Source organism: Rhodoferax sp. (assembly GCF_037143375.1).
Taxonomy (GTDB): Bacteria; Pseudomonadota; Gammaproteobacteria; order Burkholderiales; family Burkholderiaceae_C; genus Rhodoferax.
In genome coordinates this window covers 1-7,176 of the sequence record NZ_JBAWYV010000154.1, presented here as the reverse complement: position 1 = coordinate 7,176, position 7,176 = coordinate 1, and the positions used below count along the sequence as shown (strand labels likewise).

Sequence of the window (7,176 nt, the reverse complement as noted above, 5' to 3'; positions counted from 1 at the left end):
ACGGCTGCGCCAGTTCTGTGTGAGACAACCACCGCGTCAGCGGTTTCGTTCAACTATTTTTATGACTTGGGTCAAAATAATTACGTCTCCCTCTGACCTGGAAGTATTTTTAATGAGCACTACCCCATCCGATCATCAGGCATCTTCCAACAAGCGAAGACTGGTTACGCAGTATTTAGCCACTGCATTTTTGGCATTTTTCGCGCTGACCGGCTGCGGCGGTGGAGGCGGAGACAGTGGTGGTGGAGCAACTCCCGCTACCACAAAAATTCCTGTGACCATGTTGGCCGCCACTAACTTCACTTACGTCAATACGGATTCGACCAGTGCGGCAAAGGGGTTAGGATTAAATATCACAGCAGGCGCACTAAGCACTTCCGATGCCGTGATTTCAGTGCAAGTCAATAAGCAGCCGCCCCCGTTGTCAAGTAATGCGGTCGCTGCTGGCATTGTCTTCACTTCCAGCATGTTCGACTTTTCGATTTCATCGGGCACGACGATCAAGTTGCCCATGGCCATCTCGCTGCCCTACGATAAAACCCTGTCGCCCAACGAGCCGACGGTGCTTTACTGGAATCCGGGCACCAAAAAATACGAAGGGGTACAGGTGATTGGCTACGATCCGGTAAAAGGTACGGTCACTTTCTTGACTGCGCATTTCAGTGGGTATGTGGCGGTGGCGTTCAAAGAAATACAAAGCCTGCCTGCTGCCATCACCACACCATTCGATAGAACACTCGACGAAATTCGCCCCATCAATTTTGGAACCTATAAGAGTACGATTGGGGATTGCGTCGGCATTACCGTGCTGCAGCAATGGTATTACGGTCAGCGAATGCTTGGATACGCAAGTGGCATACGTCCGGACTCTGCAGTTGCAAATTCTAAAAATCAGTTCGGTGATGATATTGCGATATTTGCGAGTTCTATCGCAATGGCTAACATCGATCAACAAAATGCCGCGTGGCAGGCCGAACTTGTGCAGGCCCAAACTGTTGCGACTTTTCCCGTCGGGACAAACATCATGGCTGTTGCCAATAGCGTGTATGCGGGTATGACGGCCTTACGGGCAAGTTGGATGGTCCAGACAATATTGCAGTTGCAGTCCACGCAGGCCCCCGTCGCACTTATGGTAAATGAGGGTCAAAATGGGCATGCGGTTTTAGCGTATGCGGCCAACCGGGACGTCAACGGAAACTGGAATTTTTCAATTGCAGATTCTAATTTTCCTTATGGGTATTGCTTCAACGACGGCTGTGACCTCATCAAGGATCCAACAATACCGGCAGTGACTATCAATGGAAATCTGGTTACCGGTGAATTTACAGTGTCGAATGCGTTGAACACGAGTTCGACCGCAACTTATGGATCGACATTTGTAGGTTTGGATGTCATTGCAGCAAGCACGATCGGGACCTCATTTTCTGGCGATGCGTTGGCCAGCTTGTGGAGAGATTCAGTCATTTACGCCAGTGGACTACAAGACGACTTCTATAGCGGCGCCCAGTACCACAACTTTCTCGGTCAGATTCAGGTTGACAACATGCTGCTTTACAACACCGGGTATGGTCAGCCTAACTCAGCCCTCTGTTTGACTGACAATTTGGGTATATGTGCCCTTAATGCTACTCAATTGGACAATGCTACAGCCGGTTGGATCATGCGATATAGAAACGTCCCCCAATCGACGCCAAATCCAATTTTTGCACAGAGTAATACATACCCGGGAAGTGACTTTACGTTTTATCGAATGGGAACAGACCAGTCTCTACAAGTGATCTTCGGTGCAACAGGGGGTCCTTTTAAGAGTGCCCAATCCCTGGCATTGGAGCGATCTTACTTACCCGCAGACAAAAATGGGAACTACTCAAGTATCCGCCCATTTGGGGACTACTTATTTGGCCATAAGTCGGTCACGGTCACGCCCGCCAAACTGGAAATTGACAAGTCCCAGTTCTCACAACAAATTTCCTACGGGCCGGATCTGCACCATCTGGGCATAGTTGCGCCAATAAAAATGGTACTCAATGCGCCCAGCGGGCCGACTGCGCCCTTGTGGTCTGAAAGCTCCCCAGCCGGTTTTTCAGCGGGATTCTTGGCTAAACAATTTGTGACCATCAGTCCGCCTGGCAGTAAAACTGCTTTGCTGACGGGCTCGCCAACGGCTTTGGGGCCCGTAGTATTCCCCTTGGGGAATAGTTATGACGTCAGCATCTCCACAAACATCAGTCATGGTACTGCAGGCAACTACACGCTGAGTATGGTCAACCAATTACCGGTCACTAGCATAGTCCGCATCAACGTGCCCCCTGGGACGATGAGTATCGATTTGCCGGCAACAATAACCAGCGGACCACCAGGGTGTGGACAGGTCGCCGCCGCAACCTATCTTATTAACGTCGTTGCGGAGGCTGCAGCAGACACCTACACACTGAGTTCACCAAGTTCTTCACAGACTTTGAGTATTACCCTTGTACCTGATGGAAAAGAGCGGACATTTAGATGGATATCAGCTACGAACAATCAGCTGTTTACCTATACATTGCATCCAGACCTGACGTTGACCGGACAAGTGTCATGGGTCACAAGTGACCTCTGCACAGGCAGCAGACCATTTGCCACAAGCTCCAGTTTGCAAATATTACCTGCTAATCAAGTGATCTTTGGTACATACGACTATGGGACATTTGTACCAGCAAATTGATACGTGCTTGACTGCATGAGCCGCTAGAGCCGGGTAGGTTCCTTAATTGGGTGACCCGGCCTTGACGGTATGCAGTGTAGGAACGCCACCCGACGGCGCTGGAAGTGGCGGATTGAAATGAACGATGCCAACATTCAGGCCCATTGGATGGAATTGATTCGTCAAGAGATCAACGAAAGTTAGACGAAGCTGGCGTTGCGTAACGCCAGTTCTTCAGTGATGGTGATGAAACGTTATCATCCAATAGCGTTTCATCACGTGATTTTTAGTTACTTCTTGAATAGCGCCCTGCCGACAGCGCTAGCGTGGCGATACCGTTACTAATTAGGAGTTGTAGTAGCAGGCCAAGTGAGGTGGCCGTACCGGAGCCGTTGACAGTGGAAACCGTTGGCGTAGCGATGCCAGATGCCGTCTGACCAGCTAGGCTGCAACTCGCGCCGCTGATAGATATCGTTGCACCGTATATACCCATGCCGGAGGCGGCTGGGGTCAAAGTTCCATTGCCTTGGCAGTTACCAAGACCCACGCTGAAGGTGTCGTTTGAATTAATGCTGAGACCCGTAAACGGCGTCGCATAACCCAGACTCGCGCCAGCACTGTAGACTGTACCGCTATAGGTCCCGGCAAGCTGTACAAGAGACAGCGGCAAGTTATACAGTGAACGTGGGTCCAGGCTGGAATACGGAGCCTGTGGTGCGACCAGAGAACCGGGTGATGACCCACCCATCGATGCGGTAATGCTGTTACTGGCACCAAAGCTCGCCGACAGTGTGCCGCCATCGGTGAGGGTGCCACCGGTGGACCCTTGGAAGTTGTAGCAGCTGAGGTTGATTGACTGGATGGAAAAACCCGTCCCAGTAGCGGTTCCGTGCACCAGACCCAGCGGGCCGCTTTGGCTAACAAAGCCATAGTTCTCCCCACTCGCTAGTACGGAGTAGGTGACTGTGTACGATTTGGTTACCGCGCTGGCCGTATATATGCCATTGACTGTAAGCGGAGTGCCGCTGTTGCCAGTGCCCGGTGGAATTCCTGGTGTACCACCGCCGCCTCCACAAGCGGTTAAAACTGCTGCAACGGCAACGACTATTATTTTCATACGAAATTTTATTTTTTATTCCTTGTCATGCTTCTGAACGTGTTTGCCGCCCCAAGCTACATCGCTGAATGCAGTGGAATTAGCAGAGAGATTTTGAGAAATAACACAATATTTAGCCTTACAAAAATAAATGCAGCCATGGCGCTGGCTGCGGCCTCACTTAACGCCCAATCGTTTCTACTGTTGTTGTCCGCCAAATCGTGACGCTCAGTGTCGGCTATCTGGAAGGCAGATCGGCAAGGTAGCTGTCGGCTGAGGGTCTTCTAGAGTCGGACGCTGGGTCAGCTTGATTGGCTGCTTGCCCATCGTCCATGGCGATTTCGCACCTCAATTGGACTCATCCAAAACTGACGATTAGCAGTTACAAGCAATGACGCACCATGGTCTTGATAGCGGGATTCTCAAAGTAACTGCGCTGTTTTACAGCGGGTCTTGGCTTCAGGATGATTTCTTAAGTAAGTAAGAGATACATGGGGCTTGATCCATGCCAGAATTTCGATAATTATATTTTCCGGCATCCGTGCTCAGTTGGGTCCCTGTGATTGATGTTGGTTAGGGGAAGCAGACTTGGATCCGATTGTGGGAGAAAGGTGGCAAGCGCCACGAGATGCCATGCAACTTGCAGTTGAATGCGTACCTGCGAGCCTACATCAACGAGGCGCGCGCAAGAGGCTGGCGTTCAAACGAGCATTGGATTCCCAATGTTATTACGAAGGTTTGATTGGGCACTTTTATGACGAAAATAGGGGTGTTTTGAAATCGCGTGGGCCAAAGTCACCCTATCCGATGAGTTAACAAAGTTAATAAGGAAGTTGAATATATGCCTAGTGTTTTTTGGGAAGACCGTGACCGAAAGTCGTTGCCATTCGTTAATTTTATGGGAATTGTTTTGCAGGATCAAATTCAGAACGGTTGGTCTGATCCCGACATGGCATCTGAACTCGGTATCGATCCAAAAACATACCGCGAATGGCGATCGTCGATATCGACTCCTGCTATCCTTGAAAAATTGGTAGAAGCAATTGATGCTAGGTACTTAAATGTTAAGTTGCCGGTGAACATGGAAAAGCTGAGATTTCAGTTGGAGGCGCAGCGTCAACCGATCAACCGCACAGTGATCCCCGCGCAGAGGAGTCACGTCGGAATGCCAACGGTGGAAGCCTTTAACCGTGCGTTGGAATACTGCCTGCGATCGGTGCTTAAACGCTGGGCAGTGCAGAGTCATCCTAACAACGCTTTAACGGTTGCGCAGGCAGTAGCAGATGGATTGAAATGGGCATATGCATACGATCCAATTCGTAATATCGCGACTTGGAGGGAGCTATTAATCCAGAAGGGAAAGGAACTAGCTTCGGTTTCTGCTGAACTTGCATTGATGAAAGAAATGACTTACCCAGACTTTCTGCTAGTTTCGGATGTATTGGTCTCACAAAGACAAAAAGATATTGAAGCCAAACTCAATACTATTTTGGCTACAGCCAAGTCGATTGCCGAACAATACCTGACGGCCATAGAGATGGTCGCGATTGATGAAGACCAATGGTCAGAAAAATCGGCGGCTTTGTATCCATTTCTTCCAGGGCCACCTGCGGATCCAATTGCCAAGGCAGCTAAGTTAAAACGCATTTACCTTATTTTTAATTTGTTTGCCCTAATCTCTCGGTAGCAGGTAGCAGGTAGCAGGTAGCAGGTAGCAGGTAGCAGAATGGGCTGCTACCGGGGCCAACATGACATCAACCTTGCCTATCGCCTGCAGCACAAGCAAGCCATTGCACAGTATGAATAAATCTAATGTGCCCAAGGGAGAAGGAAGGGTAGCGCATCCACTTTTCGAAACTTTGCAGGCATACGAAGTTGCATTCCGTCTCTGGTCCATACAGTGACGAAGAACCCCTCATCTTTGTGAGCACAAGCGTTGACTCGATCCGTTTGACCTGGTGATATCTGTACGCTAAACGGACAACTTGTTTTGTCTTCAAACAGTAACTCCATTGAAAAATTGTCAGTTGCCAGCCATGGTCCTTGGGAGAGGATGCAGTACTTCCCAGTCCTCATTTCTCTGACGTAACTATTGAGTTTGTCTGGAACAAGAATACGAGCCACTCCTGCATTCCAGGAAAGGTAGATGAATCCATTGAGGGCCATCTCAGAGTCCCAGTAATTGGTTTGCGCAATCAGTTGTCCTGAATTGACAATTACGAGTGGTTCCGTTGTTTCTGGTTTCATGACAGAAACCATGCTGTACTGCTCGTTAATCGAAGCTCTGTTTGTGTTCAAAATCCGTCTCCTTGGTTGTTGCGGTGTGGTGGATTGTTGATTTCGATATGGATAAAGTGGGGGAGAGTTCCAAAATCGGCAAAATCAAAGTCTCCCGAAAAAAATGGAGCACTATATTCGATGGTGGTGGAGCTTGATGATGGATGGATCTGTGGCAATGTGCATTTTTTAGGGACGTAGAAAAACCTCAAATCAATTGGGTGTTAAAAGTTCATTTCGACCCCGATAGGACTCTCGGGCGTGCAAGACTGGCATCTTTCATCCACATGTCCATATATCGCACGCCAATATGCTTTTGACCCACAAGTTCCCCATTCCCTTAGCCACTTGTCTAGACGCTGTGGTGACGCTCGTCATCCGCACTTATGCGCAAGAATCCCGCACTGTCCTATCTAAAGACCGGAGTAGGTCAAAAAGGTCATGGCGAACAGATTCACTCCATTGATTGAATCGCGACGTTGTCGAAGTCTGTAAAAATTTCCTGCTACCTGAAAGCTGCCACCCAGGCGCACACGCTGTTGGTCGTCAAGTACCCGTGCCACACGAAACTCTTTGGCCGGTTACGCTGCAGACCTGTCTCAAACTTTTCCGCCACCAGCGTCGGCAATACGAATGGGATGCCGCCGATTGAGTGACAGTTTTATGAAACCTCGACGGTGAAAATCGTTCTGTTGCACAGAAGTTGACACCCGTTTGGACTTGCTTCTAGTCGTTGGCTGACGGTGAGATTTTTGAAGTACCGGCTCTATAGCGGGTCTTGGCATCATGATGATTGATGATTAACCTCAGCCAAAATTATTATTTCTTTGAGCAAGTATTTCGCAAGCCAGCGGCATGGAAGAAAGTGCATGTTCCATTTTTTGAACAGAAAACTAATTCAATCAAGCGCCAAAATGAATGCGTGCAAGTGATTTAAAGAAATCAATGCGCCTACGATGTACCTATACATGCGCCTATTAAAAAGCCTCGCTACCAAATGAATAGCAGCGAGGCCTTGTAAATAGTGGTGCCCGGGGCCGGAATCGAACCGGCACGCCTTTCGGCGGGGGATTTTGAGTCCCCTGCGTCTACCAATTTCACCACCCGGGCGGATTCTGTG

The 7,176-nt window shown here is 49.2% G+C and carries 4 protein-coding genes and 1 tRNA gene; 2 read left to right on the top strand and 3 right to left on the bottom strand.

The annotated features are described in order from the left end of the window. Positions 1–112 precede the first annotated feature (112 nt). Positions 113–2,704, top strand: coding sequence for a hypothetical protein (locus WCG50_RS16150; protein WP_336900622.1), 2,592 nt, complete (start codon positions 113–115; stop codon positions 2,702–2,704). Positions 2,705–2,969: 265 nt separating this feature from the next. On the opposite strand, the gene WCG50_RS16145 is transcribed toward WCG50_RS16150, so the two are convergent. After that, complete coding sequence (locus WCG50_RS16145) at positions 2,970–3,800, bottom strand: hypothetical protein (RefSeq protein WP_336900621.1); 831 nt, start codon at positions 3,798–3,800, stop codon at positions 2,970–2,972. Between the two features lie 820 nt (positions 3,801–4,620). Here WCG50_RS16145 and WCG50_RS16140 point away from each other — a divergent pair. After that, positions 4,621–5,466 carry a hypothetical protein gene (locus WCG50_RS16140; RefSeq protein ID WP_336900620.1) on the top strand — a complete coding sequence of 282 codons (846 nt, stop codon included), beginning with the start codon at positions 4,621–4,623 and terminating at the stop codon, positions 5,464–5,466. A gap of 122 nt (positions 5,467–5,588) precedes the next feature. On the opposite strand, the gene WCG50_RS16135 is transcribed toward WCG50_RS16140, so the two are convergent. Further along, positions 5,589–6,077, bottom strand: a complete 489-nt coding sequence (locus WCG50_RS16135; protein WP_336900619.1) for a hypothetical protein — start codon at positions 6,075–6,077, stop codon at positions 5,589–5,591. Positions 6,078–7,081: 1,004 nt separating this feature from the next. After that, positions 7,082–7,166 (bottom strand) — tRNA-Leu (locus WCG50_RS16130). Positions 7,167–7,176 lie beyond the last annotated feature (10 nt).

Excerpts from the sequence above, each read along its gene's own strand:
- WCG50_RS16150 (WP_336900622.1), top strand. The coding sequence starts at position 113 with ATGAGCACTACCCCATCCGATCATCAGGCATCTTCCAACAAGCGAAGA.
- WCG50_RS16145 (WP_336900621.1), bottom strand. The coding sequence starts at position 3,800 with ATGAAAATAATAGTCGTTGCCGTTGCAGCAGTTTTAACCGCTTGTGGA.
- WCG50_RS16140 (WP_336900620.1), top strand. The coding sequence starts at position 4,621 with ATGCCTAGTGTTTTTTGGGAAGACCGTGACCGAAAGTCGTTGCCATTC.